The following is a 26,867-nucleotide window of genomic DNA, read 5'->3' on the forward strand; positions in this document are numbered from 1 at the left end:
TTAACCTGTAGGAATCAAATAGTAAAACAACTCCTGGACCCTCTAAGAGAAAGGAGATAGTTGAAATGATGAATATACAGCGTATCCTTAAACCAACTACTAAAATATGAATTGTAAGCCATCAAATCTGATTATAGGAATATCTAAACTAACAGTGGCGCCTGGTTTAAAAAAGAATATGAAGAGAAGTCTTTATCCCTTCAGGAGAATTTGAACTATCATAAATTTTCGGATAACAGAAATAATCTAAATTAATTTATCACTTCGTTAGATGCAGGTATCTTTGACCACAAGTTCGCATATATTTATAAATCCGTGTTTACATAATATAATATATGGACAGAGAAGATGAAAAAATCATCGAAAATTGGTTTCTAAGACGCAACATCTCATCTGGAACACAAGCAACATATTTAATCTCATTAAAAGAATATTCAACTATAATCGGTAAAACACCATATGAATTATATCAGGAAGCTGATGAAGAAGCAGATGCAGGCCTTAGACCCATTAAAACCAAAGTATTCGGCTACCTTTTACAATACAAAAAACACCTCATGGAAAGTGGCAAAGCTACCAAAACCATCAAGTTATACTTTTCTGCAATAAGATCATTTTATAAATCATTCGATGTCCCTCTACCAGACATTGCATTTGACAGTGGAGATATTGGCTTAGAAAAAAACATAGGCAAACCACTACGACGAGAAGACATCCGAAAGCTAGCAAATGCAGCATCATCCAGGGAAAGAGCCATGATATACCTAATGGCACTTTCAGGAATGGGACAACAAGAAGCCAGAGACCTAACCATACAAAAATATATAGATGCCGCAAGTACTGCCATAGAAAGACCATTAGATGATGTATATGATTTATTTAAATTCGAAGACGATATCGTAAAGGAAATACTAATTCTCCATATAACCCGAAGAAAAGTAAAATACCGTTACATTACATTCATACCACCAGAGGCCTCCCGGGAAATTATTCATTATCTCAAAGAACGATGCTTCGGTAGAAATGAAAAAATAAGAATCAAAAATAATCAAGATCATATCTTCGTTGGTAAAAATGGTGGACAAATGTCCAGAGATAGCGTAGTCACAAACTTCAGACGAATAGGTCAACTTGCAGGTTTCAAACGTGAAAAAGGTTCCTATAGTTCATGGAGAAGTCATGCTTTACGTAAATACTTCATATCCACACTAATAAATAAGAAAGGAAACAAAATAATTGCTGATTTTATGGCAGGACATAAAATAAGCGAACAGGACAGAACTTACTGGCAAGCCAACCCTGAAGATTTGAAAAATATGTATCAGGATGCGTTACCCTTCTTATCCTTGGACGAGGCCAAAGTAAAAGATGTGGAAACTGAAGGATATCGTGAACTTAAAGAAGAAAATATTGACCTAAAATCCGAGTTGAACCAAGTGAAAATTAAATTAGCTAGTTTGGGGGACTTTGCAAAGTTTATGCAAGATCCTGATGTGAAAAAAATTTTGGAAAATAAATTACCAAAAGAAGAGGATATCATTTAATTAATTCATATCCAAAAATTTTTTGATATAATGATGGTTTAGAAAGATTTAGGCAACTATTTACTTCTGTGATTAGTTCTTTAAACCATTTATCTGAATCTTCAAAAGAACTTAATGCGAGGATAAATTTTCCTTCAATAAATGATTTATTTTTGTTCTGCTTTACGTAAGTTAAGGTTTTCTCGAACGAGTCATATATTTGATAGGTATTAAGATAATTTGGTTTTATAAATCCCATATTTTCTAAAAATTTTTCTTTGGTTATATTTTCTTTCTTTGGAACCTTTTTTGAATAATTTTTCAATGTCCATAGTTCATATTCACTATATTTCATTCGGAGATCTTCAGGAATCTTGAAATTGTTTTTTTTGTATTTTTTAACTATATCTTCCACAAAATCAGGATCGGCAACGTAGTTGGGCATTTCCTTATCAATCTCTGATTCTACAATCTCGCTTATTATTAAATCATCGCTAAATTCTTCAATTGTTACTTGTGTTAATAAATAATTCCAATCTCGTTGGATATGATCTAAATATTCTTCATATTTCTTTAAAAATATTCTTCTTAATTTTTTGAAGGCTTTATTTTGTTTTTCTTTATCTGTATCATCCACTATTTTTATTAACCTTCTAATTTCATTTGCTTTTACACCTGACAACCTAAATTTAATACCATCTGTTATGAAAGCTTGTATTCTATTAGGGTTTTTATGGACATTGATATCATAATCAAATATTTCTATTTCATCCTTTTTTAATAGCTTAATTAATGATTCGTCAAATTTCTTATCGGGTCGGGTTCCTATATCTCCGTAATCTTCCTCATAGACTTTTTTTACCTCGTCTATAAGTGTAATATAATTAAGTGACTTATTTTTTAAGGTTTTTTTGATAATTAATCCCCATTGTGATGTTTTTGGCATATGGATTCATCCGTTTATTATTAAAGACTTACATCTGTCCCATATATCAACTATAATATTTATTTTTTTGGGACAACAATATGTTATCTGGTGAATTAAAATGTTAGTTTCAAAATCGATTTCCATAGATGTAGAAGATTTGCTTAAAATTGAGAAGAAAGTCAAAGAAGGTAAAAATGCTAGTATAAGCTCCTTCGTTCAGGAAGCTGTAAAAAGACTTTTATCAGAAGAGTGTGGTTAGAATGGATAATAAAGTGGATAAATGGATAAAAACACTACAAGAACTCATCAAATGGGCTAAAGACAATAATAATGACGATAATAAATGAAACTTAATTAATTTACAAATAAATCCATCAAAAACAACTACTGTAAATTTCCCAGAGGTACAAATGCATAATCATTACAGACCCAATGATGATGATATTCTTGAAAAATTTCCAAAACAGTTACGTGACCACAATATTATTCCCATCAAAGATAGAAACTCACCAAAAATTCCAGGTTATAAATGGGGTCTCTATAAACAAAAGAAATACCCCCATAAGAAGTTAAACCGTCATAAAGGTAATAATGCAGTTATATGTGGTGACCCACTTAAAAAGGGATTATTTCTAACTATTGCTGATCTAGATGAACCATTGTTTTTTGAATATTTTAAAAGCGATAACACATTCATGGTTAAAACACCAAGTGGCGGATACCACATCTATTACTTCAGTAAAAAACCTGTAAAGAAAAGTAAACCATTTAAAAATCTCCCATTTGAAATTTTGGGGGAAGGCAGTTACTGTCTAATTCCACCGTCATCATACTATGATATTCCATATTTAGTAATTAAGGATAAACCAATCCTAACAGTAGATAATGCAGAGGTTTACATTAAATCCAAATTTCCAAAACAACTCATACAACAAAAAATCTCGCGACCTAAAGATATCAAACAATTTAAAAAAGAACTTCATAAACGAGTATCATTAGAAAAAATTGTTATAGATCATTACCCTAATTGGTATGAACCAAATCCTAACAAGGGTAGGGGAAACACCATTAGATTAATGAATCCATTGTCAAAACAGAAAACTAAAAATCCAAGTTTCATAATTTTTAAAAGAACTAACACATGGTATTCTCACAGTACAGACGAAGGCGGAGACGTCATTGATTTCATATTAACCATAAAAAAAGAATCAAGAGTAAAATATGCATTAAAATACTTACAAAAAAAATATAAAGTACCCGCACCTTATTATAAAAAATCATCAAAGTCTGAAAAAACCCTAGTTGATTCTATCGACGATTTTCTAAAAAAAACCAGTAAACCTGCCAATACACTTTCACATGGATGCTGTATTACACCTGAGGAAGGATTAATCTTTCTTTCAGTATTCAATAATGAAGTCAACGGAATCTTTGGTGTAAGCCGTAAAAGAATCCTAAGGGCTATAAAAAAGTCTAATGCAATAAACGAAGACCTCCACGAAGATCTACTAATCTGTGAAGGGTATGTTCATCCATTAAATGAAAAAACTCAAAGAGGAATACGTAATTTATTGCATAAAAAGCAATCAAATATTAAATCCGAGAATAATTCGATTTTTACACTATTTCAGAAAATACATGATTTAATGAAAGAAAAATACTTAGAATTAGATAATGAAGGGGACTATATTTTTCTAACGTTATGGATTTTAGGAACATATATGCGTCCAATTTTTGTATGGTATCCATATATAACTTTTTTTGGTCTAAGAGATGTAGGTAAGTCAACTGCCTTAACTCTACTAAGTAATTTGTGTTTTAATGGATCTGGATATGTTTCAGGAAAATCTACTGAGGCATCTTTATTTAGAAAAGCAGCAAGTAGTAAAGGTTTTTTTCCTATTGATCATTATGAAGAGATAATTAAGTCAAAAAATAAATTACAAATCATGAATCAGTATTTAGAAAATGCATGGTTTCTTAATTCTACAATAGACATTGTAAATAAAGAGACTCATGAATTAGAACAATATAAAGTTGCTTCCTCTGTTGCTATAGGTACGAGAGAGATTAATGATGTTCTTGAGGAAAAAGGAATAGTAATTGAAATGGTTGAGACATCCGACACCAACAAAAGGTTTAATTCTTCTAAAATGTACAAAGACCCATTTTTTGAAAATATACAAGAAGAATGCATGGAAGCAGCATTAGATTTCCAAGATAAAATAATCAGAGCCTATGAGGATATGGGTGACATTCCTGGATTAATTGGACGTGAATATAATAAATTTATTCCAATCTTAGCTATCGCCAAGGTAATTGACGGAAAAAATGATTCGTATAACCTATTCAATACTATGACGAAATATGCCATAGATTATCGCCTAAAAAGGAAACAAGATCTCAAAGATACTGAAGAACTACTATTAAAAATCATCTTAGTAAACCAAATAAAAAAAACCACATACAAAGACCTAGTGGATAAAATGAAAGCCCTAGAAGAGTACGATTGGTATACATGGCAAAGAGCAAGCTCAGATCTCAGAAAATTACAAATCATTACTAAAAAAGAAAATAAGAAACCGATTCAAGTGCATTTAGATTTAGATCGGGCCAGAATAAGGGCAGACCAGAGAGGTATCACATATGAATTAACTGATGAGGAGAATAAATTATGAAAGAATTTCATGTAAAAAATGAATTTATAGAACTTAGAGCTAAAGGATTAAGTTTTGATAAAATATCAAAAAAAATTAAAGTCAGTAAACCTACCCTAATTGAATGGGCTAATGAATTCGATTTAGAGATTGCTAATTTAAGGTCTTTCGAGTTAGAAGCACTTCAAGAAAAATATTTTCTAACTAAACAACATTTGATTAAACAATATGGTGAAATTCTTCGAAAACTTAATAATGAAATAAAAAAACGCGATCTAAGTGATGTTAAAACCGGTAAACTTGTGGAATTGATTATAAAAACATCTCATGAATTAGATAGACTGAGGATAGACTTTAATAATTCTAATTTTAGAACACATGGTGAAATGCAAGCAATAAGGTCTGAGCTTAAGTTTCAAGAATCTTTCGATGAAATGTTACGAGAAATGGAAAATGCTCTCATAAAAAAATAAACCATATCTTTACTATTTTTTAACCGAAATTGATTTTTCACGAGAGACTTTTTCTTAGAGGATTACAATCGTTAAAATCAATCTTCAATTTCGAAGAAATTATTCAACATTATTTATATACTATTATAATTTTTATTAGTATTTTATATAATAAATATAACACTAACAATATTTCGATATATTTATATACCAAAATTTATTATTACTATTATCAACGACGAGCAATATTGGGGGCAAGTAGATCACCGCGAGTGAGATTCAATTATTTTCCATATGGATATTGTGGTGAAAATGGGATTACAGGACATATATTTAAAAAAAAATTATGATTCCGGTATTGATGATATCCTGAAGGATTTTTATATCCCCTCATTATCTAATTCTATAAAATACAAAAGATTAGCTGGTTTTTTTTCTTCAAGTTCCTTAGCTGTAGCGGCCAAAGGTATTTCTAATTTTATAAAAAATGATGGACATATGGAATTAGTTTGCAGTGCCAAGTTAAATAAAGAAGATGTGGAATCTATTAAAAACGCTTATAAAAATCCTAAAGATATAATTGAAGAATTAGCACTTTCAGAATTAGAAAATATAGAAGAAGGGATTGTTAAGGATCATGTTGCGGCATTGGGATGGATGATAGCAAACAATAGATTAAAAATCAAGATAGCTATCAATCTGGATGAAGATGGCATACCATTAGACGAGAGTTATGGAATGTTCCATTTAAAATTAGGAGTCCTTATTGATTCAGAAGGGAATATGTTATCTTTCAGCGGGTCTATTAATGAAACTGAATACGGTTGGACTCGAAACTTTGAAGAATTCAAAATTTTTAGAAACTGGAATCTAGCTGAAAAGGAATATTTCGATAATGATTTAAAGACTTTTAATCGATACTGGGATGGAATACCTGGAATGGTACAAGTTTTTGATATACCTGAGGCAGTTGAGAGAGAACTCATAAAGATTGCGCCTGTTAGATTTGAAGACCTTAACATCGGAGATAAGAACAAGAGGACTAAAAAAAGAAAAGCACTTTACGATCATCAAAAAAATGCAATTGATTTCTGGGTCAAAAACAACATGAAAGGCATCTTTGCAATGGCCACAGGGACAGGAAAAACATTAACAGCTTTAGGATGTCTAGAAAAACTTTTTAAACAAAAAAATCATATTATCGGAATTATTTCATGTCCTTATGCCCATTTAGTTAATCAATGGGCCCAAGAATTAGATGATTTTAACAATAAATATGAATTTGTTATTGCTTCTGGAAGTATAAACAATAAATGGAAGAGTGATCTTAAGGATTTTGTTTATGATATACAAAATGAAAGTTTAGATAAAGGAGTAATAATCACTACACATGATACACTTTCTTCAGAAAATTTTATTGACGTAATTAACGATACACATTTGGATTATTTATTAATCGTGGATGAAGTTCATGGGATAGGGTCCCAAAAAAGAAGAATTGGTTTACTTGACAACTATGAATATCGTTTAGGGTTAAGTGCTACACCAACGCGGTATTTTGATGAAGAGGGTACTGAACTGATTGAAGATTATTTTAAAGGCACTGTTTATGAATTTTCTATAGAAGATGCCCTAAATACTATAAATCCGGATACTGGCGATTTTTTTCTTACACCATATAAATATAAACCTTGTTTTGTAGAATTAACACCGGAAGAAATCGCGGATTATGAGAATCTAACTAAAAAACTTGCTAGAGCTTATTACATCTTAAAAAATGAAAATGAAAAAACTGATAAACTAAATAATCTGCTTTTCAAACGACAGAATATCATAAATAACGCTGTTAATAAGTGTAAAACGCTTAAAGAAGTCTTAAATTCAATTAGAATAGTGGATCATACTCTAATTTATTGTTCTCCGAAGCAATTGGATCCAGTTAGAGATATTCTAGATAAAATGGATATCAAACCTTATACGAAGTTTACTATGGAAGAGGGGACAAAAAAGGAAGAAAAATATAATGGATTATCAGAAAGAGAACACATATTAAACGAATTTGAAGACGGAATTTATAAGGTTTTGGTAGCAATGCGGTGTCTTGATGAGGGAGTTGATGTTCCTTCTGCAAAGACAGCAATTATAATGTCGAGTTCTTCAAATCCACGAGAATATATCCAAAGAAGAGGGAGAGTTCTTAGAAGATCTAAGAATAAAGAATTAGCTCTTATTCATGATTTCGTCATTTTTCCTAAGATTGACGATAAAAATCTTTCAAAGATTGAGAAACAAATAAGGAGAAAAGAAATTCGACGTTATAAAGAATTTGCACGTACTGCCATGAACGAAGCGGAATGCTTATCTAAATTGCAAAATTATCTTAATAGGGGTTTTTAAAATGAAGAAAGAGATTAATCCTAAAATAGTAGATACTATAGATGAACTTGAAGAAAATAGTATTATTAAAGATTTTTTAATGAATTTGTTAGATTTTGAGCATGAACACTCTGAACAAAGGTCTCCTCGCTACACAGAGTACTACAACGACCAGATTAAGAAATTTGCACAATTGTGGTGGAATAAATGATTTTAAAAGCTCTAAGAATAGAAAATTTTAGACAATATTTAAATGACGAAATTATTTTTTCTACTGACCCTGAAAAAAACTTTACAATTATACAGGGGACAAATGGGGCTGGGAAAACTAACATAATGAATGCTATTACATGGTGTTTATATGGTTCTGAATTACATCGAAGATCTGTTGGTCAGAATACAACAAGTGCAGGTTTAGGTCTTTATCATATTATTAAAGAGAAAGAAGTCTCTCCCAAACAATCTTTTTCTGTTAAAGTTGAAATGGAATTTGTTAAGGAAGGATCTCCAATTATTATAAGAAGGGAGAAAAAATTCCTATGTGATAAGGATGGAGTAATTTCAGCATCACGTTTAGATGGTGAAGAATTTAAAATAATGATAAAAGTAGGCCGGGATTATGTAACAGAAGAAAATCCAATTTCATATATTGATAGAACAATTCCCCAAGAAATTGAAGAGTATTTTTTCTTTGATGGCGAAAGATTGGATGATTATTTTGACATCGAAACCGGTAAGAAGATTAAAGAAGCAGTTTTTAAAATTGCACAGATAGATCTTTTTAAAAGACTGACTAGACACCTCAATGAACGAAAAAATGATATTTCACAACAATTTGAAGATCTTAACCCAGAAACAGGACTAATACAGTTTAGAATAAGAGAAAATGAACAAAAACTGAAAACAAAAAAACAATTTCTCAGAGAGACAGAAGAAGAAATAAAATTAGCTAAACAGAACATTATCAGAGTTGAAAAACAATTGAGAATAGCTGATTCTGATAAGGTAAAGTCTTTACAAAGAGAAAGGGACAGATTAATTCATGAAGTAAAGGAATTAGACTTGAAAATTGAAGAAGTTAAGCAAAGTAGGCTTGACTATTTAATAGAGATGTGTCCAAAAATTCTTAATTACCGAGCGATTAAAAAAACCATGGAGTTGGCAAAAAATAGTGAGGATGAGGGATTCATACCCGCAGATTATAAAAAAAGATTCTTAAAGGTCCTAATAGAAAATAAAAAATGTATATGTGGAACTAATCTAAACGAAAATGATTCTTGTTTAAAGACGCTTAAGAGGGTTTGTGACGAAACTAGCCCGCTAACAGACATTGATGAGTTCATAAACGAAGAAAAAATTCGTTTAGATGAAATTATAGAAAGTTATAAAAATTTTAGAAATAAACAAAAAAATTTGAGCCACAATATTCGTGATTTAATTAAAAATAGGAATGAAAAAGACAAAAAAATAAAGGAAATAAGTTTGATGTTTAAAAACTTCGATGAAGACGAAATTAAAGATCTAGAAGAAGACTTGCAAGACAACATAGGATCCAAAGACAGAGCTATTGGTCGTAAAGCTGTTTTAAAATCGGAAATTGAAAAAATTAATTCTAACATCGAAAAAGATGAAAAAGAATTAGCAAAAGCTCTCAGTGAACTTGATGAAAAATCAGAATTGTCTTTAATCTTAGATTTTTCTAAAAAAGCATTAAAGACAGCTGATAAAATCCAAATAACTTTGGTTGATAAAATTCGCGAAGATATTGAAAAAAGAACTTCAGAACAATTCTCTAAGATCATGTGGAAAGAAAAAACCTATGACAAAGTCAGAATAGACAGTAAATATAAAGTCTCAGTAGAACATCAATCCGGCAAGGATGCTATGATTGACTTATCAGCAGGTGAAGGTCAAATGTTAGCTCTTTCTTTTATGGCTGCTTTAAATAGTGTATCAGGCTTTGAACTACCCATAATAATCGACACTCCTTTGGGTCGTTTAGATGATGCTCCTAAATTAAATATAGCAGAAAATCTTCCTTTTTACCTAGAAGGTAAACAAGTTACTTTATTAGTAACAGGGACAGAATATTCTCGAGAATTCAGAAAAAAACTCCTTCCAAGAGTTGGTAAAGAATATAAAATTAAATACGAAGAACTGGAAGAAGGTGGGATTTCCAAGGTGGTTCCTTATGCCTAAAAGGTTTACAATAAACAGATCCGATCGAAAAATTTATGAAAATCTAAGGAAAGCCAAAAAAAGTCCACTGAAAGATATGCATAACCCGGACTTATTTATGCTTTCAATGACCTTAGGACTTTTTTTTGCAAAAGAAGGAAAAGAATTAGATAGCCACGATCAATTTATTAATGACTACAATTTGTCCAAAGAACAAAGATCTATTGTAGATGCAATCGCAGTATACAAAGAACAATCTTTAGAAGTTTTGATTGATGAAGATAAAGTAATTAAAATTGCTGAAGAATATGCAAACGCCGGTTTACCCATACTTGAAAAAATGGCTTATTGTCCCGACCCTAAGTTTATTAAATTTTTAGAAAAAGAATTGGTGGATTATTTTGAAAAAGAAAGATTGGGCTCAGCAACATCAGAAAATATTATTAATAGAGCCTAGCTTCCCTATTCCAAGAAAAAGCAAAAATCATAAAGATTTTTTGCCAATTGGATTACTTAAGATAGCTTCATATCTAAAAAGTGAAGGAAGTGATGTTAAACTGAGTAGATTGAATTCTGAATTTCAAAGTCAGATTGATCAATTTGACTTTGATCCCGATTTAATCCTTATAACTTCATTATTTACCTATTGGGCCCAATATGTTAGAGAGGCAGTTAACTTCTGTAGAAATTCTTTTCCTAACACCAAAATTATTGTTGGAGGGATATATGCATCTCTCCTTCCAGAAGATTGTAAAGAATTTACAGGATGTGATGAAGTATTTCAGGGTGTTTGTGAAGAAGCAGAGAATTTTTCTCCGGATTATTCTCTGGTAGATGTTGATTATCAGATCATCCATGCATCAAGAGGATGTATAAGAAAATGCGCTTGCTGTGGAGTTAATGAGATAGAACCAAATTTTACATATAAAAAATCGATAAAAAATGAAATTATAAAAAGAAAACTCGTTTTTTACGATAATAACTTACTTGCAAATCCTTATATTGAAAATATACTAGAAGAGTTAGTCGAACTTAAGAAAAAGCGGATAATATTAAATAGTGAGTCTCAAAGTGGTTTCGATGGCCGAATTTTACTTAAAAATCCAAAATTAGGACAACTATTAAAGAAATCCAACTTTATTAATCCTAAAATCGCATGGGATGGACCATTATCAGATCGAGAAGATATAAAGAAACAAATAGATATTCTAGTAGATTCAGGTTATCAAACCAAATACATCTCTGTTTTTATGCTTTACAATCACGATATCAGCTTTGAGGATATGGAAGCAAAGAGAATTCAATGTTGGGAGTGGAATGTCCAAATAAGTGACTGTAGATATCGTCCTTTAGATAGAAATTTTGATAATTATAATCCTTATACAAAAAAACCTCAATCAAGTAAAGATTATTATATTCATCCTGGATGGACTGATAAACTAATAAGAAAATTTAGAAGCAATATCAGAAAACAAAACATCTGCGTTAGGCAAGACATTCTATATTATTCCGCTGACATTGAAAGAAAAAGGATTTCAAAGGAAGAAGCAACAAAATATAAAAATATGGAATATTCCGAAGCAAAAGACTTCATAATGGATGCTTGGAACCCCAACTCAGTACATATCAAATAGGAAAAAGTTTTTAGAAATCTATTTAACAATTGATGTAATGTCAAATTAATTAAATTTGTACAGTGTACAAAATGTGCCCTCTGGTCATTTTATAAATATATCTCACTTAAAGATCGATTGCGTGTTAAGGATAAATTGAAAAGTATAGATATCAATAATTATTGAATCTTAAAATTGAGGTGGAATAATGGTAGATTGGGTTCCAAGAACTCATGAAGATAAACTTATATACGAATATTGGAAAAAGAAGGGAGGTTTATTCTTTTTAGAAGTTACCATTGGATCACAGAGTGGATATGGAAATTGGCCACAAGGTTCTGGGGTTAGACGAATTGATGCAATTCGAATTGAAAATAGTGATAACGATATTTTATCATCTAAAAATTACCGATATAAAGATTTTTATAATATAACCAAAGGGAAGACAGTCGAATTAATAGAAGCCAAACAAAAACTAAACAGACTTGTAATTGGCCAAATAATAGCAGGTCATGATATGTTTCAATGCGAATATAACGTAAATGAAATAAAAGACGTGATTTTATGCTTTAAAGGTGATCCTGCCTTAGAATGGATTTGCAAGAATAGAGACATAAAAGTAGATATTTTAAACGGAGAAATCGAACAAAAAATTGAAAATAAAGATCAATCTACTCTTAAACTTCCATAAAGTAAGAATTCCATTATCAGACATTGGGACAAAGTAAAATTTCTCCAACAAAGTGAAAATAAAATTTCAACAAACCGTAATAAAATCTAGATCTATAACCTTGTCTATTGAATTATAAAGGAGATTTAATGAAATTATATTCGTATGTGATGATTTCGGATACAGGTTTTGCTCCAAATCCCAACGATGATTTTTGTACATTGGCTTGTTGTAAACCAAAAATTCGCAGAGTTGCTTCTATAGGTGATTGGGTTATAGGGACTGGATCTAAAAGTACTGTAGGGAATAATAAGTTAATTTATGCCATGAAAATTACTGAGAAGATGGATTTTGATAGTTATTATAATGATATTAGATTCAAAAATCGAATAGATAACATTTATTTTAAAAATAAAGGCGAATGGTTCCAGAAACCGAACCAATATCATCATGAACAGGACATTGATCATGACCTTAGTGGTGAATATGTTTTAATTTCAGATTATTTCTATTATTTCGGTGAAAAAGCTATAGAAATTCCTGAACGATTTAAGGAAGTTATTAAGATAGGCCCGGGACATAAATCCAACTTCTCAGAAGATTTAATCACTGATTTCTTAGTATGGTTAAAAGAAAAATATAATCCAGGTAAAATGAGTAACCCTTACGAATTAGAAGTGAAAAGCAAGATATGTGGCTTTGAATAAGCCAATTTTATTAAAATTTTTGATATTATAATTAAATCAAAAAAAATAGAACATTAGAACATAAATTAAAAGTTATGAATAAATGCCTTATTAGTGCCCTTTAAATAATCAAATAATAATTATTCAATAGCTTTTTTAGGAGAAATATTCTGTAAACTAATTAAAGAAATTTTTTGCTTTCCTTTTGGAGTTAATACTTTAACATCTTCTCCTCTTCGATGTACAACAACGTAATTACCCTGGTTAACTAGATCTTCAGTATATTCATCACTAGTTTTATGATCAGCACGGAGTACTTTTATAGAATGAACTTTTCTCCCTATAGGGATTGATTTTGATGATAATTTCATTTTATCCTCCTGCTTAAGCTGTATTATAATTAATTATAATTGATTATATAATCTTATCGATTTTCTTATTTTGTAAATATATATTTATTACATAATTATTTATAATTTCATTTTATAAAATTGATTGGAGGATTTTTTTGAAGATTGAACAAGTCTGGCATCATATCGAAGACCAATTAAAACCATCAAATTGTCAAATTGTCAGACAAGTCATGGATATCTATACTGATAAATATTATTTGGGTATCGACTTTTATACAAATATAGATGAAGATAAACAGGAACATGAAAGAAATGAGGGAGATATATTCGGGCTTCAAGTCAAAGGAAGAAATTTAAATCGGTATTTAGCATTTATTAATCAAGAAGAAAAACTTTATGTAAATTTAGGTAATTTAGATGACTGGCCAACCCAAATTCCTATAAATGGTCCTTTTAATTTACAAAAACATGTTAGATTAGAAATTAAATATGGAGAATCAAACCCTAATTTCAAATTTAAATTTAATGGATACATCGGATATTTTAAAATTAATTGGCCAATACGACCTGAATTTTCGATTACAGTACCTCTTGGAATGAGAATGTCAGATAAAGGTAAAAACTTTCATTTAGATTTCTACAGGATATACTCATCTAACTTAAGAGAAAAATGGGAAAAATTAAGAATTGAAGATCCAGATATCGTTAGAAAAAATGGAAAAAATGTTTATACCTTTGCAATTAACGAAGAGGATTATAGAGAAATTATTTTAGAAACTCCAAATACTGTTGAAATGTTATTTAAAGGGTCTTATCATGTTTCTCATGATAAAAAATATTGGGGACTTCCTGCATTTGGATTAGTTTTAGTCATTTTTTCATTGGTTGAACTATATAAATCAATATTTGAATTTAAAATAGATCTTATTACGGGACTTTATGTCCAATCTTTTACCACTCCTGATTTAGGTATTTTAATCGCATTATTTTCTTTTTCATTTCTGATAATATCATTACATAAAGAAAATTATGAAATACCATTTGTAAACTTTGTAAACTTTTCGATACTCTTCACATGGTTAATAATAGGGACAATTCTTGTAGTTCTCTTATCAAAAATAAATTTGACAAATATTTTAATTTCCTTCGTTCTCATATTAACTTTATTATCATTGGTAATAATTTCACTTTTATGGGAAAAATAGACTTCGTTGAATATATCTAAGTATGTTTCTTGAAGATAGATTTTTTACTTCGTTATATCAATATATTACGAAGTAAGTTAGATTAGGGTTAATCGATGGGCACCATACAATTTTTAAAATTGATTAAACTCTTGTATTTAGATCGTCCGCCCTATATGTGCTGATCATTTTAGGCACTTTTTGCAATTTTTAAAATTTGATCCAAATATTGGGAAAAATTCTTATGAAGTAAATCCATTTCGGAAGTTAATTTTCGCCAGAATTTTCAAGCCTCTGACATGTTCATAGTTAACATAAATAAGTTAAAAAATAGTGTGTAATTATATTAATATGCTTATTATTGAATAGTAGACATTTTATTTTATATATATAGATTAAATTCAATAAATATTAATAATATCTTATGGTCTGTTGTTTACTCTTACGTAAAAATTAATAAATATTATGGTTTTATATTTACAGGTAAGCTTATGACTACATTTTCATATCTTACAAAAATCGTGTGTTTATACCATGATCAGAATGTTTCAATAGTACACTGTCTAGGACTGTTACTTTAATCATAAGTTCGACTTTAATATAAAATGTAAGAATTTTTTAGTCTATTAATCTGAATATTGCTATTATATCTATTAGGTTAAATAAGCGTAATACACATATAAAATTGCAATTGCTATCCAGATAAGTATGACAAATGCTGAGATTACTGTAATTATTATTCCATGACCCCTATCAGGACCACCTCTTCTAAGAAGAGTGAAACCAATTACAAGACCAACCAGAGAAAGTATAGATCCTGAAATCAAACCTAGAACCGCGAAGATATATCCAAATATAATTAGTCCGGTACTTTTTGTTCCCATAACATTGTCTTCATTTTCAGGAACAAGCTCATTTCCACACTCCTGACAAAATTCGGCATTATCAGGATTTTCAGTTCCGCATTCTTTACAATAAACCACAATCTCACCTATCTATACTATTTTAGCATTCACTATCAAAAAAATTTTCTAATTTCTTCACTCGGGAAATCATCATAGAAAAAATTTTGAAGAGCATGGGATGGGATGGAGGTGGCCCCTTTTGACCTATTGATTATTTTTACGAGAAGTGAGGGACCACATCCTAATAAATTGTATAAATTACTGAGTAATATATTTTACAAAATACCTCATATCAGAGAATTAGAAAATTGTATTTATCTACAATAAATCAAAAAAAGTAAAAATAGTGTTTTTTTAATTTAAGTCAAATAACTAAAATTATTTAACGAATAAACTAACAATACCGCCAATAAGCATAAAGAGGATTGCGAACCACATTAAATACCATGTGAACACTGGGAATAGCAGGAAAAGAATTAATAAAATTAAACCAACTCCCACCATGGATCCACCAGTTGCTTGTTGTGTTTCAACCATATTTATTTCACCTCCAGTTACATTTTTAATTTTTAATAAACATTACAAGATTTTCGCAAGCAAATACCTATAAATTCTTTTATTTTCACTAACACATATACTTTGGCCCACCTACACCCATTCATGTTCAGAATAAGTGAAATTATTACCAAGGTAACTCATCGGCAGTAAATAAAGATAGACTACCAAAAATGGTGCCTCTATATTCTTCGGGATTGATTTCAAACGGGTTAAGTGAAGGTAACTATGGTTCGGATCTTAGAGTTTTTCAAATTCCTTATCAAATTCATTGATGAAATCATGGATATGGGTATCAGCTTCCAAAGTTCCGAAGTATTTTTCTAGACCCGCAGAGCGCAGGAAATCTCTGACCTGTCCCGAAACATGGGCTAATTTAACAGTAGTTTTCTCAACAATCATCTCTTCACAAAGTTCTTTTAACATTTCCGCTCCAGTGACATCTATTATAGGCGAAGATTTAAAGTCCAGTATTAACAGTTTCACCGGTGTTTTCTGCGTCTTAGTCAGGCTGATAATGGATTCTTTAATGTTCTCTGCACTGGCAAATATCTGATATCCATCCACTCTCACCACTAGAATACCGGGTATTTGCTTATTTTCAGGGTGTCGTTCTATATCGCCAAACTTATTTGAATTAGTTATGCGGCCTAAAACAGCAATCTTAGGGTTATAAATTCGTTCAATTAAATCTATAAATGAAATTATAACACCTATTAAGATCCCTTCAAGGATTCCAAAGACCAATACACTACCAAATGTGGTAATGGCAATTGCAAATTCTCTTTTACTTAACCTATAAGTTTTAATTAGATCTGAATAATCAACCAGACCTATTACTGCCACCAATACAATGGATGCCAGAATAGTCTGGGGGAGATTGAAAAGCAATCCTGACAGAAAAAGAATAACAATAGCTATGATAAATGCACTAAATCCCCCTGAAAGAGGAGTTTTAGCGCCACTTTCATCATTTTCTAGGCTTCGGGACATGCTAGCTCCAATGGGAAATCCCTGACTCATTCCTGCAGCTATATTGGATGCTCCCAGAGCTACCAGTTCCTGATCAGGATCAATGGGATATTTATGTTTCACAGAGAACATCCGGGCCAGGCCCATGCCTTCCACATAAGTTATTAAGAAACAGGCAAAGGCCAGAGGAACGACAGTTGAGATATCGGTAGCAATATCGGGTACGCCAAAAGTGGGTAATTGAGTAGATATTTCACCTAAAACTGTTACTCCTAAATCAGCGAGATTAGTAACTGACATCAATATAATGGATGCTATGATCAAAATAAGTGCACCCGGGACTTTATGAAATTTTTTACGCACTATCAAAAGGAAGATTATTCCGCCCATACCAATTATAAATGAAGGTAGGTTAAACTGGTCAAAATTAGCAATAATAAACCATATGCGTTCAAAAAAACCCCCATTAGCTCCGTGTATTCCAAATAATTTAGGCAACTGACTTACAGCTATATAAAAACCAACTCCTGCCAGAAAACCTTTTAAAACTGGTTTAGAAATGAGTTTAACCAAAAATCCCATTCTTAAAATCCGGGCAGCTAAGGCAAAAATTCCCGTTAAAATAGCAGTGATGGCAGCAAGTGCTGCATATTCTGTGAAACTGGCCAGAGCCAATCCTCCCAGGGTGACTCCCACCAATATAGCCACATCGGATGTTGGTCCCATAGAAAGCTGGCGGGATGTTCCAAAAAATAGATAAGCACATAATCCCATCATAGCAGCATATAAACCTGTCTCTGGAGGTAATCCTACTAAGGATGCGTATGCGATAGCTTCAGGTATTGTAAATGCTCCTAAAGTTATTCCTGCCAGAATATCCGGTTTCAACCACTCCTTATCATAACTCTTTCCCCATTTAAGTATTGGTAAAAAGGAGGTGATATTCTGCTTTAAATTCAAGGTTTCACCTGAATATCTAAATTATAAGAATGAATTTTGAATCGTTTACTAACCATTCATGCTCTAATTTTTCTAAATACATTTCCTCTTTATTTTTAATTTACATTTAGCATACCTTATATTCTCAAATCGTTTTTATAAATTTTTATATTTATTTAAGGTTCCATTATCTTTAGCAAGTTTAATTGAACTATGAATTGCTTGTAAATCAAATATAATCCATTTTAAATATTCTATGATAATTTTTGATTCCTTACCAGTTATATTAGATTTTATACATCAATTTAGGCAGACAATTTAGAATCAGGCCAGGAAAGAAGGATGAGAAATTCTCATCTAAATAAAAATCGGGCCTTCAAGCATTTAAATCGAAGACCCTATTACTCATCCAGAAGTATTCTGGCAAATAAACTATCCTGAGGCTCCATGGGCAATATTAGATTGTTGTTCTATCTCATGAAGCTTTTCCTCATCTTCATGGGTATTAGGCCGGAGGTCAAAGATTACCTTTTTAACAGTCCCCGTGAACGCATATGGAGCATTATCTTCATAGTCCCTATCAACTACTAGACCATTACTACAACCTACATCCATACCCGCATAGGAAGAGAAAGCAACAGCAACTGTATGGGGCATCCTGCCTTCGCCAATCTTTTTGTCATTGGCATATAATGTTACTTGCCCGCCTGTACCCGGTTTGGGTTCATCTGCCTCAAACAACATCTTCACCTCCACATCACCGGTAGGAATCTTCTCCTCAGAAATCTGCTTGTAAATCTCCACACCAAGCAAGGAGTAGGTGTGATGTAGCAATCCCTCCTCATCAACCCATAAACTAAATCCTCCCATGAAATCAGCGTTGGAGACAATCACTCCTTCTGCCCCGCTTTCAGGAACTGAGATTTCGGCTTCAATAGCATAGGATCGCCCATAAACACGGGGTATCATACCACGCTGCACATTCTGAACATCACCCGCGAATGAAAACCGGGTAATGGTAGGAAGCGGTGGCAAGATTCCGTACATAACTGAAGCCCCGCCCATCAACGGCAGAACTTGGTTTTTCTCGGCTTCATCCCACCATAGGTCTTGGAGTTCCTTTACTTTATCTGCATTATCTTTTGCGATGTTCTTGGCCTGTGAAAAGTCTTCAGGCAAATAATATAATTCCCAAGGTGCATCCTTATCGGGATCCCAATCAGCATCTGGCCCGAAACGTTGCAGTGTTTCAGGTGAAAAGTCCCATGGTATCCTGTCGGGTTTGGAAGCTGCCCACCAACCGTCTTTATAGATTGCTCGGCTACCAAACATTTCGAAGTATTGTACAATGTGACGTTCTTCAGCTTTGACATCATCAAAGGTGTAAGCGAAACTAGTACCATCCATAGGTTCTTGTTCAATTCCATCAACTATATCAGGTTCAGGAATACCTACTACTTCCAGTATAGTGGGACCTACATCTATACAATGGGTGAACTGGGTCCTCATTTCATTATCTGGCTTGATTCGATCTGGCCAAGCTATGACCATGGGGTTTCTGGTACCCCCCAGGTGACTGGCCATCTGCTTACCCCACTGGAATGGTGTGTTACCGGCATGTGCCCAAGCTGCCGCGTAATGAGGTGCGGTATGGATGCCTCCCATAGCATCCATGCCGCCATATTCATCAATCAGTTTCAATTGATGGTCTGCATCCAACACTATCCCATTTAAGAATGTCATCTCATTGAAAGAACCAGTAAGGGTTCCTTCCATACTTGCTCCATTATCGCCCCAAATATACATAATAAGGGTATTTTCCAGATCTCCCATCTCTTCTATTGCGTCGAGTAATCTTCCGACGTTCCAATCTGCGTTTTCAGAGTAACCTGCATAAACTTCCATTTGTCTAGCGTAGAGTACTTTTTCATCTTCATTTAATGATTCCCATGCAGGGAAGAGGTCTGGGCGTTCGGTTAATTTTGTATCTTCAGGGATTATACCCAGCTCTTTTTGGCGTTTAATGACCTTCTCACGCATTACATCCCATCCCTCATCAAACTGGCCTTTATATTTGTCAGCCCACTCCTTTGCCACATGGTGGGGTGCATGTGCACATCCAGTTGAGTAGTACATCATCCAGGGCTTATGAGCGTCTTGGGCCCGGACAGCATGCAGCCACTCTACTGCCTTATCAGTGAGATCATCAGGGAAGTAGTAGTGTTCTCCATCTTTACCCTCGGGTACGCCAAGTGTTGAGTTGTCCTGCGTGATTATTGGGTCATATTGACCGGCTGCACCACTAAGGAAACCCCACCAATGGTCAAAACCCCATGCTTGAGGCCAGTTATCGAAAGGTCCGGCTGCACCCTGTACATTATCAGGGGTTAAATGCCACTTACCAAAACCTCCGGTGACATATCCATTTTCTCTGAGGATACGTGGAAATGCTGCGCAGCTTTTAGGTTTGGCGGCTGTGTAGCCGGGGAATGGGCCGGGATATTCTGCAATAGATCCAAAACCAACTCGATGCTGGTTGCGACCTGTCAAGAGGCAGGCCCGTGTGGGGGAACACACTGCAGTTACATGGAATCGGTTGTAGGTAATCCCCATTTCCTGCACCCTCGAGAAATTAGGGGTGTTAATGGGACCACCAAAGGATCCAATGTTACCGTAGCCAGCATCGTCAATAAGAATGACTAACACATTAGGAGCATCTTCCGGTGCCTGTGGTCCTGGAATCATGGTCCAATCTGCCACAGAATCACGTAGGGTACGTCCTACTGCTCCACCGAATTCACGGTCGGGAATTGGTAATACAGTACGGTCGGGGTTAAATTTCCCCCCTGCCTCTGCTAAAGCCTCTTTAAGGCCTTTTATGCCCTTTATTGGGGCAACAGATTTGGCTGGTGAATCTGCAAGTGCCTGTTCAGTTACTAGTCGATCATTTTCTCCAACAATGGTAATAATAGCTGCGGTCCCGGGCTTGAGTTTATCACCAAGTCCACTTTCAATGCCACTTTGTACCTTTTTCTTGGTGAATTTTCCGATAAGTCCACCAGCAGCAGCGCCTACAACTACAGAAGCCAGTAGGGGTGGTGCAGCTAACCCTACCAGGAGTCCTACACCACCACCCCAACCCATTCCCTTACGGCCTAATTTGTCCCCGGTCTCGGTGACACTCACTTTACCATCCTGGTCGTTTTGGACAAGGATCATACCTTCAGTCTTTATCTTTTTGTCCTTTACCAGCTCTGTGAGCTGATCGAAGTTCTTTTCGGCTGTTTCAATACTTTGATAGCCGGCCATAATAACGATGTTATTTTCTTTATCCTTGCTCATGATAATACCCCATATGATGATTCACAAATACCAGTTTCATTAAATTATAAATAATAAATGTACGATTTATTTTGTATATAAAGTTATCCTGATTTCCCATGACATTTTTTAAATTTTAGCCCACTTCCGCAGGGACAGGGATCATTACGGCCAATATCCGGGAAGACTTTTTTTAAGGTTTCATCACCTTTTAAAATAGACATTACCTCAGCAGGTGCTCTATTATGATTTAATAAAGAAGTCATTATCTCCATTGGCCATTTAATATGCTCAAAAAATTCTTTGTAACTGTTACAGAGATAATTTAAATGTTTTTCACCAGTTTCATTAATTAAAAATCTATGTTTTGGGCAAGCACCATAGCATGCAAATTTAAAATCACATTGAACGCATTTTTGAGGAAGTTTCTCTTTTTTATCTAAACCAAATTGAAATTGTTGGGAAGATGATACTAATTCTTCCATTGGAGTTTCCATTATATTACCTAATAAATGTTCAGAGTCCACAAAGTGATCGCAAGAGTATATATCCCCATTATGTTCTATTATAAGAGCTGTTCCACAGGTTGGAGCAAATAGACACACAGATGGAGGATAATCAACCCATGAAGCTAGAGCAGCATCATATATTTGCACATAAACTTTCCCCACATCCTTCTGTACCCATTCATCAAAAATAGTTGATAAGAACTTTCCGTACTGTTCCGGGAGCACTGATTCATCTGAAACCTTTATTTTTCCATTTGAATCTTCCATTTCCACGATTGGTATAAACTGAATATGTTTGGCACCAACCACCTCTTTAAAAAAATTATATACCTCCAGAGGATAATCAGCATTACTCCGATTTACCGTGGATAAAATATTAAATTCAACTTCATACTTTTTAAGCAGCTTTAAACCATGCATTACTCGATCAAAAGAGGGATTTCCTTTTTTATCCCTTCGATAAGCATCATGAAGATCTCGGGGGCCATCAATGCTGATACCCACTAAAAAATCATTTTCCCGGAAAAATTCACACCAATCCTTGTCTAAGAGGGTTCCATTGGTCTGTATGGTGTTATATATCTTCATCCCTGGTTTTTTGTACATCTGCTGAAATTTAATGGCCTTCTTGAAAAATTCAATACCCATGAGAGTAGGTTCACCACCCTGCCAGGCAAATGTAACTTCTGGAATCTCCAAAGCACCAATGTACTGGCGAGTGTACTCTTCCAACACTTCATCAGACATTTCCATTTCTCTATCTTGATAAAGTTCCACTTTTGGAGTATAAAAACAATATTTACAGTTTAAATTACATAATGCTCCATTAGGCTTGGCCATTAAATGAAAACTTACTAAGTATTCTGATTCTGTCAATTAATCAACACCTACTGAGGTACCTAATAAAATGGAGTAATTCTATTTAATATTAGTATCCATATTGGTTCTTTTATAGATTTTTATGAGGTATAATTAATCAATAGGTTTGAAGTATAATCAATGGTTTTTTTAGGTTTAATTTAAACAATTTTAACCCTAAAATATATTCAAAGATGAAGTATTATTGGAAATATTATTGACATAAATTAGATTTAATTGTCAAGGAAATTGGGTACTCTGAAGAGGTTGATACTGTTCAGAATGAACCAAATTTTATGATATAGCGTCCTCCTGGTCAAAGATATGCAGGTTTAGCGAAGTAAATTCTTAACAATACAACATCAATTTCCTTCAGAATGTTAAGTTCATATTTAATTTTTATTTTTTCTAAAATAATTCTGAAACTAATTTTTTTTTGGATACTGTCCAAAAAATTATCATGTTTGGGGAACAATAAATTATGTATTCATAAGAGGAGTGATGTTGGTATGGAGGATGCAATAAAAACTACGGTAGAGGAATTGCGTAAGGTCTTGAATATTGAAAATGTCATCGGTGAAACCATCGAAACTGAAGACAAGATCCTTATTCCTGTCACCAGATTTGGCATGGCTTTCGGTGCCGGTATGGGCGAAGGAAAAGGTCCACAAGACCAAGGTGGTAAAGGTGCTGGAGCTGCTGGAGGGACTGGTATAGAACCCATAGCAATGATAGCAGTCTTCAAGGATGTGAAAGGTCCTGAAGGGATTAAATTATTATCACTCAAGTCACCCGGTCCAATCGCTCGAGCTATAAGCGAACTAGGCTCAACTGCTGCGGATGTCATCAGAGAAAGACGAAAAATGGAAACCCCCGGAACAGAAGAAACTCCTGAAACCGAATAAAGGAAAAAAAGAATAGTGAAGAAAGGACAGTTGAGCTTGAAAAAGTAGGGGATCAGGATGTCTAATCTAAATCAGCCCAACGTTGGAGAAGATTTCATACGTTTTCACCGGATCATTACCCGTGGTCTGGAAGTAGGTATTAGAAATACTAATGAATTTTTAGAAAGGGGCAGTATAGAAGAACAAAAGCGGGAAGGCTTCCTTAACTACGTAGAGGCTTTTTCGTCATTTTTGGATGGGCATCATAAGGTTGAGAATCAGCAGTTGTTCCCCTACTTCAAGCCGCTTATACCGGATGTACCTTATTTACAGTTGATGAAAGAACATAAAGTGGTTGATAGTTCTCTAAAGGAAATAAATAGCGGACTCAACAGTTTAAGGTCCAAAAGAGATGTAATAAGTTCACTAAAAAAGCTTCAATCTGGTTTTAAAAAAATAAATCAAATATGGCATCCTCATATACAGATCGAGGAGACACAATTATTTCAAAAAGTGGGTAGCCTGGATATAAATCGGGATGAAATGATCAGGATCCAAAAAAAATTTTCCGATTTTTTTCAGAAAAAGGCTGGCCCGGCATACTTGTTGGTGCCCTTTGCCCTGTATAACTCATCTCCTGAGGATCGTGCCATTCTGGCCCAGGGATTCCCGGAGACAGTAACCCAACAACTGGTACCCATCGACTGGAAAGATAAATGGACCTCCATGCAACCCTTCTTTCTCAAATGAATCGTGTATAATTTTCATTCAAGCACATTGCAGTCATCAATTCCAGATATTAGGATTAAAATCGTTCTATCACCTCATCAGTGTTGATGGCATGGCGCATGGTGATGGTTTGGAATGATACCAATCCCATTTCCATTACAAAGTTCTCCATGGACTCTACCGAAGGAGCCTCTAGTATGAGTAAAGACGTGTGGTCCATGGCAACACTGAGGTTAATCAATATTTTTATTTCCAGTTTGGCTGCAATCTCTTTCATTTTGTTGTATTGTTCTTTAAACTTTTTACGTATCTTATCATTGTACATGGGACACATCTCGGGGGAGTGTTCCATGTCTAGAATAAATACTGGCATTTTTTCCACCTCTGTTACAATATATTTTTTGGAATAATTTTATTTTATCGTGACATCTTCATGGCAAATACGTACACGAAAAGGGCGATTAAAACTGTGCCACCTAAATTTTCAACGAATATTAAGAATTCTAATCCAGTAGGTTGTCCGGTACTATAGATTACGGCCACGGAGTTTAATGCACTGTATATTATGGCATTATAAACTTGATACCCGTATATACCCACGTATAATACTGCAAAAATTGTTATCAATCCAAAATAGCTAATTACTAGTCTTCTTATACTTTCGCCATAATTGGTGGTGATGGATAATATGGAGTAAAAAAGCCACATCAATTTATTATTATTCCAGTATACTTCTCTTCGCAGATCCATTTCGTTTATATAGAATTTTCCAGCCTTTAGGTAGTCTCCTTCTTCCCTAAGAGATTTTTTTATTCTATTGTATGAATCTGCAGCTATATTTGCCTTTTTTATTAGATCCGGAGTCCATAAAATTTTAAAAAAGTTAGATAAGGATATGGAATATCGGTCCAGCTTATCTTTTTTAGTTAATTCCAAATCCCTATGCTCAGGAATTTTATCGTCCCAGTTGGAGGTGGACAATCCACAATGCTCAAATATCACGTGTTTAAATCGTACATTTGTTAGATCACAATCTCTAAATGCAACATTTTTAAGAATTGCGCCTTCAAAAGAGGCATTAAAATTTCTTAATCCCTTAAAGACTCCTTTAGTTAAAAAAGAAGTTTCATCAAAGTTTACTGGTCCTTTAAAACCAGAATTTGAAAAATATACGTAACCAGAAAAAATGGACCATTGAAATTTGGAAATTCCAGTGGTAACCATCTTCTCAAAGTTAGCATCCCCACCAAATTTAACTTCCTGAAAATCCACGTTACAATTAAAGCTGGTCTGTTCAAAATTTGCCTTTCCAAGAAGTGTGGCCCCCCTAAAATAAGCAGTTTTACTAATTTTCGCCATGAAAAGATTGATATTACCAGTAATGGTTGATCTGGTAAAATAAACTCCCTCAGCAATCTCAGCTTCCTGAAAATCAGCATCCCCACCAATCTTTACCTTTTCAAAATCGGCCTTCCCATCAATTCTTACTCTAAAATCAAGGATGCCATCTATAATGGCAAGAAGGAAGTTCATATCTCCATTAAACCTGGCCAGTGGAAAATATGCACCCCCATTAATATGAGTCAGGGAGAAATCTGCATCCCCCCTGATTATGGCGCGCGTAAAGTTGGCATCTCCACCAATCTCAGCCTTATCAAAATGCACGTTGCCATTAATTTTCGCTCGGTTAAAATTTGCATTCCCACCAATTACGGCTTGGGTAAATTCAGCATCACCACCAAACTCTGCCTCCTGAAAATCACAAGTTTCACCAACTGTGATTCCCTGCAAAATAGACTTACCCTCAACTTTCAGGTATGACAATAAAAGATTTTCTTTTACATCTGCATCCCTGAGATTCAGGTCACCCATTATTTTCATCCTAGAAAAATCAAGGTTAAATAACCGGGAACCTTCAAAATTAAAATCCTTATTCGTGACTTTTTTTTGAATTTCTTTATTTTTTTCAGCAGTTAAGATATTAAAATCTGGTGAATTCCTGTTTCTCGGGAAATCAGTGTGTAAAATGCAATAATCTGAGTTTATCCAAACTTCTTCAGTACATAATTCTCCTGAAGAACCATATTCATGCTTACAAGTTTTCATTTTTCTAGAAATCTAATAATATTCATGATAAATTTTGTTTATTAAACAATAAAAAAATTAGGCACCTATACTTGGTGGTGAAAACCAAGTATCCATATTAAGAATTGCAGGCAGTCCTTCCACCAAATTTGAATTTATATCTCCAAGGTCCTTTGAATATCTATCATAGAATTGTTGGAAATGTAATGTTTTGGTGAATTAAATTCCCTCACTTCCGGGCCAGAGATGCAAACACCGCGACTACACTCACTATCACAGTAATGAGAAGATTATCTAGATGCTGGTTAAGAGTTCCAGAGCTTTTTTCGATTTACTGTTAAAGATTATATTTTTATTTAGTTTTTTATATCGGAAATGAAATTGGCATGTCATTTCCGGCGAACCCCACATATAGATAGTGTTTTAATTATGTATTATGATAATAAAGATATTCTAACCTAATATTTCAAAATTTAATAATAATTTACCT

Annotated in this window: 23 protein-coding genes; 14 read left to right on the plus strand and 9 right to left on the minus strand. The window is 33.4% G+C overall.

Going from position 1 to position 26,867, the window contains the following annotated elements; all coding sequences use genetic code 11:
* The first annotated feature begins 335 nt into the window (after positions 1–335).
* Positions 336–1,544 (plus strand): tyrosine-type recombinase/integrase, encoded by a 1,209-nt coding sequence (locus FGU46_RS10560; RefSeq protein ID WP_286475032.1) that lies wholly within the window; start codon positions 336–338, stop codon positions 1,542–1,544.
* Here the strand turns inward: FGU46_RS10560 and FGU46_RS10565 are convergent.
* Positions 1,537–2,469 (minus strand): hypothetical protein, encoded by a 933-nt coding sequence (locus FGU46_RS10565; protein ID WP_286475034.1) that lies wholly within the window; start codon positions 2,467–2,469, stop codon positions 1,537–1,539. The genes FGU46_RS10560 and FGU46_RS10565 overlap by 8 nt on opposite strands.
* A gap of 100 nt (positions 2,470–2,569) precedes the next feature.
* On the opposite strand from FGU46_RS10565, the gene FGU46_RS10570 reads away from it, so the two are divergent.
* The 10 genes from FGU46_RS10570 to FGU46_RS10615 all read left to right on the plus strand — a co-directional run bounded on the left by FGU46_RS10570 (position 2,570) and on the right by FGU46_RS10615 (position 13,104).
* On the plus strand, positions 2,570–2,710 hold the full coding sequence (locus FGU46_RS10570; protein ID WP_286475035.1) for a ribbon-helix-helix domain-containing protein: 141 nt from the start codon (positions 2,570–2,572) through the stop codon (positions 2,708–2,710).
* Between the two features lie 151 nt (positions 2,711–2,861).
* Positions 2,862–5,129 (plus strand): bifunctional DNA primase/polymerase, encoded by a 2,268-nt coding sequence (locus FGU46_RS10575; RefSeq protein WP_286475038.1) that lies wholly within the window; start codon positions 2,862–2,864, stop codon positions 5,127–5,129.
* Positions 5,126–5,581 (plus strand): hypothetical protein, encoded by a 456-nt coding sequence (locus tag FGU46_RS10580; RefSeq protein WP_286475041.1) that lies wholly within the window; start codon positions 5,126–5,128, stop codon positions 5,579–5,581. The genes FGU46_RS10575 and FGU46_RS10580 overlap by 4 nt, the downstream gene beginning before the upstream one ends.
* A gap of 291 nt (positions 5,582–5,872) precedes the next feature.
* Positions 5,873–7,957: a DEAD/DEAH box helicase family protein gene (locus FGU46_RS10585; protein ID WP_286475044.1), complete on the plus strand. Its 2,085-nt coding sequence runs from the start codon at positions 5,873–5,875 to the stop codon at positions 7,955–7,957.
* Between the two features lies 1 nt (position 7,958).
* Entirely contained in the window at positions 7,959–8,147 is a 189-nt protein-coding gene (locus FGU46_RS10590) for a hypothetical protein (RefSeq protein WP_286475047.1), read from the plus strand.
* A complete protein-coding gene (locus tag FGU46_RS10595) occupies positions 8,144–10,135 on the plus strand; it encodes an AAA family ATPase (protein WP_286475050.1) in 1,992 nt (663 codons plus the stop codon). The genes FGU46_RS10590 and FGU46_RS10595 overlap by 4 nt, the downstream gene beginning before the upstream one ends.
* Positions 10,128–10,571, plus strand: a complete 444-nt coding sequence (locus FGU46_RS10600) for a hypothetical protein (protein WP_286475055.1) — start codon at positions 10,128–10,130, stop codon at positions 10,569–10,571. The genes FGU46_RS10595 and FGU46_RS10600 overlap by 8 nt, the downstream gene beginning before the upstream one ends.
* Entirely contained in the window at positions 10,516–11,748 is a 1,233-nt protein-coding gene (locus FGU46_RS10605; RefSeq protein ID WP_286475058.1) for a cobalamin-dependent protein, read from the plus strand. Before FGU46_RS10600 ends, FGU46_RS10605 begins: the two co-directional genes overlap by 56 nt.
* A 187-nt stretch (positions 11,749–11,935) precedes the next feature.
* A complete protein-coding gene (locus FGU46_RS10610) occupies positions 11,936–12,418 on the plus strand; it encodes a hypothetical protein (RefSeq protein WP_286475061.1) in 483 nt (160 codons plus the stop codon).
* A 128-nt stretch (positions 12,419–12,546) separates the two neighbouring features.
* On the plus strand, positions 12,547–13,104 hold the full coding sequence (locus FGU46_RS10615; protein WP_286475063.1) for an Nmad2 family putative nucleotide modification protein: 558 nt from the start codon (positions 12,547–12,549) through the stop codon (positions 13,102–13,104).
* A 119-nt stretch (positions 13,105–13,223) separates the two neighbouring features.
* Here the strand turns inward: FGU46_RS10615 and FGU46_RS10620 are convergent, their stop codons facing one another.
* Entirely contained in the window at positions 13,224–13,454 is a 231-nt protein-coding gene (locus FGU46_RS10620) for a hypothetical protein (protein ID WP_286475064.1), read from the minus strand.
* A 137-nt stretch (positions 13,455–13,591) separates the two neighbouring features.
* Between FGU46_RS10620 and FGU46_RS10625 the strand changes: the two genes are divergently transcribed.
* Positions 13,592–14,641, plus strand: coding sequence for a hypothetical protein (locus FGU46_RS10625; protein WP_286475066.1), 1,050 nt, complete (start codon positions 13,592–13,594; stop codon positions 14,639–14,641).
* A gap of 632 nt (positions 14,642–15,273) precedes the next feature.
* Here the strand turns inward: FGU46_RS10625 and FGU46_RS10630 are convergent.
* The 5 genes from FGU46_RS10630 to FGU46_RS10650 form a co-directional block, all read right to left on the minus strand.
* Complete coding sequence (locus tag FGU46_RS10630; protein WP_286475068.1) at positions 15,274–15,603, minus strand: zinc ribbon domain-containing protein; 330 nt, start codon at positions 15,601–15,603, stop codon at positions 15,274–15,276.
* Between the two features lie 300 nt (positions 15,604–15,903).
* Entirely contained in the window at positions 15,904–16,062 is a 159-nt protein-coding gene (locus FGU46_RS10635; protein ID WP_286475070.1) for a hypothetical protein, read from the minus strand.
* Between the two features lie 258 nt (positions 16,063–16,320).
* Positions 16,321–18,012: a SulP family inorganic anion transporter gene (locus tag FGU46_RS10640; protein ID WP_286475073.1), complete on the minus strand. Its 1,692-nt coding sequence runs from the start codon at positions 18,010–18,012 to the stop codon at positions 16,321–16,323.
* A gap of 411 nt (positions 18,013–18,423) precedes the next feature.
* Positions 18,424–21,333, minus strand: coding sequence for an arylsulfatase (locus FGU46_RS10645; protein ID WP_286475075.1), 2,910 nt, complete (start codon positions 21,331–21,333; stop codon positions 18,424–18,426).
* An 83-nt stretch (positions 21,334–21,416) separates the two neighbouring features.
* Positions 21,417–22,697 (minus strand): anaerobic sulfatase maturase, encoded by a 1,281-nt coding sequence (locus FGU46_RS10650; protein WP_286475077.1) that lies wholly within the window; start codon positions 22,695–22,697, stop codon positions 21,417–21,419.
* Positions 22,698–23,188: 491 nt separating this feature from the next.
* On the opposite strand from FGU46_RS10650, the gene FGU46_RS10655 reads away from it, so the two are divergent.
* Both FGU46_RS10655 and FGU46_RS10660 read left to right on the plus strand, forming a co-directional pair.
* A complete protein-coding gene (locus tag FGU46_RS10655) occupies positions 23,189–23,584 on the plus strand; it encodes a GerW family sporulation protein (protein ID WP_286475079.1) in 396 nt (131 codons plus the stop codon).
* Positions 23,585–23,641: 57 nt separating this feature from the next.
* The gene (locus FGU46_RS10660; protein WP_286475082.1) at positions 23,642–24,313 is read left to right on the plus strand and encodes a hemerythrin domain-containing protein; all 672 of its coding nucleotides are present in this window, start codon (positions 23,642–23,644) and stop codon (positions 24,311–24,313) included.
* 55 nt (positions 24,314–24,368) lie between these two features.
* On the opposite strand, the gene FGU46_RS10665 is transcribed toward FGU46_RS10660, so the two are convergent.
* Positions 24,369–24,665, minus strand: coding sequence for a hypothetical protein (locus tag FGU46_RS10665; protein WP_286475085.1), 297 nt, complete (start codon positions 24,663–24,665; stop codon positions 24,369–24,371).
* Positions 24,666–24,709: 44 nt separating this feature from the next.
* Positions 24,710–26,398: a pentapeptide repeat-containing protein gene (locus FGU46_RS10670; protein WP_286475087.1), complete on the minus strand. Its 1,689-nt coding sequence runs from the start codon at positions 26,396–26,398 to the stop codon at positions 24,710–24,712.
* Positions 26,399–26,867 lie beyond the last annotated feature (469 nt).

Source organism: Methanobacterium sp. CWC-01 (assembly GCF_030323845.1).
Lineage (GTDB): Archaea > Methanobacteriota > Methanobacteria > Methanobacteriales > Methanobacteriaceae > Methanobacterium > Methanobacterium aridiramus.

Bases quoted from the DNA above. Each gene is read 5' to 3' on its own strand.
- FGU46_RS10560 (WP_286475032.1), top strand. From the start codon at position 336: ATGGACAGAGAAGATGAAAAAATCATCGAAAATTGGTTTCTAAGACGC.
- FGU46_RS10565 (WP_286475034.1), bottom strand. From the start codon at position 2,469: ATGCCAAAAACATCACAATGGGGATTAATTATCAAAAAAACCTTAAAA.
- FGU46_RS10570 (WP_286475035.1), top strand. From the start codon at position 2,570: ATGTTAGTTTCAAAATCGATTTCCATAGATGTAGAAGATTTGCTTAAA.
- FGU46_RS10575 (WP_286475038.1), top strand. From the start codon at position 2,862: ATGCATAATCATTACAGACCCAATGATGATGATATTCTTGAAAAATTT.
- FGU46_RS10580 (WP_286475041.1), top strand. From the start codon at position 5,126: ATGAAAGAATTTCATGTAAAAAATGAATTTATAGAACTTAGAGCTAAA.
- FGU46_RS10585 (WP_286475044.1), top strand. From the start codon at position 5,873: ATGGGATTACAGGACATATATTTAAAAAAAAATTATGATTCCGGTATT.
- FGU46_RS10590 (WP_286475047.1), top strand. From the start codon at position 7,959: ATGAAGAAAGAGATTAATCCTAAAATAGTAGATACTATAGATGAACTT.
- FGU46_RS10595 (WP_286475050.1), top strand. From the start codon at position 8,144: ATGATTTTAAAAGCTCTAAGAATAGAAAATTTTAGACAATATTTAAAT.
- FGU46_RS10600 (WP_286475055.1), top strand. From the start codon at position 10,128: ATGCCTAAAAGGTTTACAATAAACAGATCCGATCGAAAAATTTATGAA.
- FGU46_RS10610 (WP_286475061.1), top strand. From the start codon at position 11,936: ATGGTAGATTGGGTTCCAAGAACTCATGAAGATAAACTTATATACGAA.
- FGU46_RS10615 (WP_286475063.1), top strand. From the start codon at position 12,547: ATGAAATTATATTCGTATGTGATGATTTCGGATACAGGTTTTGCTCCA.
- FGU46_RS10620 (WP_286475064.1), bottom strand. From the start codon at position 13,454: ATGAAATTATCATCAAAATCAATCCCTATAGGGAGAAAAGTTCATTCT.
- FGU46_RS10635 (WP_286475070.1), bottom strand. From the start codon at position 16,062: ATGGTTGAAACACAACAAGCAACTGGTGGATCCATGGTGGGAGTTGGT.
- FGU46_RS10645 (WP_286475075.1), bottom strand. From the start codon at position 21,333: ATGAGCAAGGATAAAGAAAATAACATCGTTATTATGGCCGGCTATCAA.
- FGU46_RS10655 (WP_286475079.1), top strand. From the start codon at position 23,189: ATGGAGGATGCAATAAAAACTACGGTAGAGGAATTGCGTAAGGTCTTG.
- FGU46_RS10660 (WP_286475082.1), top strand. From the start codon at position 23,642: ATGTCTAATCTAAATCAGCCCAACGTTGGAGAAGATTTCATACGTTTT.
- FGU46_RS10665 (WP_286475085.1), bottom strand. From the start codon at position 24,665: ATGCCAGTATTTATTCTAGACATGGAACACTCCCCCGAGATGTGTCCC.
- FGU46_RS10670 (WP_286475087.1), bottom strand. From the start codon at position 26,398: ATGAAAACTTGTAAGCATGAATATGGTTCTTCAGGAGAATTATGTACT.